Here is a 1,310-nt window from a genome sequence, read left to right as displayed (position 1 = left end):
AAGGCACGTCAACACCTTTCTGAAAAGAATTGCGCCCTCAGCTCTCCAGGGCCTCGCGCAGACCACTGCGCCGCTCGACCCGCCGCAGCACCGACTGCTCGAAGATGCCGGCGCGGGTCTCCACCAGGCTGAACCAGTGCCGCGCCCGGGTGATGCCGGTGTAGACCAGTTCCTTGGTCAGAACCGGGTTGAGGCTGTCCGGGAGGATCAGCGCACAGTGGGCGAACTCCGAGCCCTGGGACTTGTGCACTGTCATGGCGAACACCGTCTCCACCGCACTCAACCGGCTCGGCAGGATATGACGCAACGCGCCGCTGCCGTCGTTGCGCGGAAACACCACACGCAGTACCTGGCGCAGCGGCGCACCGAGGAACTCCGGCGGCTCGGGCAGGCGCAGGGCGATACCTATATCGCCGTTCATCAGCCCCAGGCTGTAATCGTTGCGGGTCACCAGCACCGGTCGCCCTTCGTACCAGCCATGCTCCTGCTCCAGCAGCCCACGACGTTGCAGCGCCTGGGCGATGCGCTGGTTCAGCGTTTCGACGCCCCAAGGCCCCTTGCGTACCGCGCAAAGCAACTGGAACTGATCGAAGGCCGCCAGCACCCTGCCGGCCCAGCCATCCCAGGCCTGGATATCGGCGTCCGGCGCCGGACGCTCCGCTTGCATCACCTGCAGGTAATGGGCATAGCCCTGGGCTCGGCGTTCGCCGTCCACCAGCCCCTCCAGCAGCAGACGCTCCAGGGCGCGGTCCTGCTCGCCGGCAAGACGCAGCACATGCAAGTCGTCGCTGCCGGCCGCCAGGGTGGCGCGAGCGGCCTGGGCATCGGCCTGGTTCACCGCACGGGCCAGGCGACCTATGCCGGAGGCGCCGGCGAAGCGCCGCGAGTGACGCAGCATGACGATATGCTGGGCCAGCGCCTGCTCGCCGGGCACCAGCGCCGGATCGGCCATCCGCTCGCCGGTCTGCGCCTCCAGCCAGGCGCGGGTCGCGGCGCTGTAGCCACCGGCCTCCGCATCCCGACACAAATCGCCCAGCACCGCCCCGGCCTCCACCGAGGCGAGCTGATCCTTGTCGCCCAGCAGGATCAACCGCGCATGAGCCGGCAGGGCGTCCAGCAGGCTGGCCATCATCTCCAGGTCGATCATCGACGCCTCGTCCACCACCAGCACATCCAGCGGTAACGGGTTACCGGCGTCGTGGCGGAAGTGGCGGCTGTCCGGGCGACTGCCTAGCAGACGATGCAGCGTGGTCACCGTACTGGGAATCTGCTGCCGCACGGCGTCCGCCACCGGCAGCGAGGCCACCTGC

The 1,310-nt window shown here is 68.6% G+C and carries 1 protein-coding gene; it reads right to left on the bottom strand.

Translation table 11 applies throughout. The features are described 5' to 3' along the window. Positions 1-37: 37 nt before the first annotated feature. Positions 38-1,310 (bottom strand): exodeoxyribonuclease V subunit alpha (gene recD / locus N878_RS20730; RefSeq protein ID WP_021445449.1); only part of this gene is annotated, 1,273 nt, incomplete at its 5' end.

The organism is Pseudomonas sp. EGD-AK9, from assembly GCF_000465935.2.
Lineage (GTDB): Bacteria > Pseudomonadota > Gammaproteobacteria > Pseudomonadales > Pseudomonadaceae > Aquipseudomonas.
This window is presented reverse-complemented; position numbering and strand designations above follow the sequence as displayed.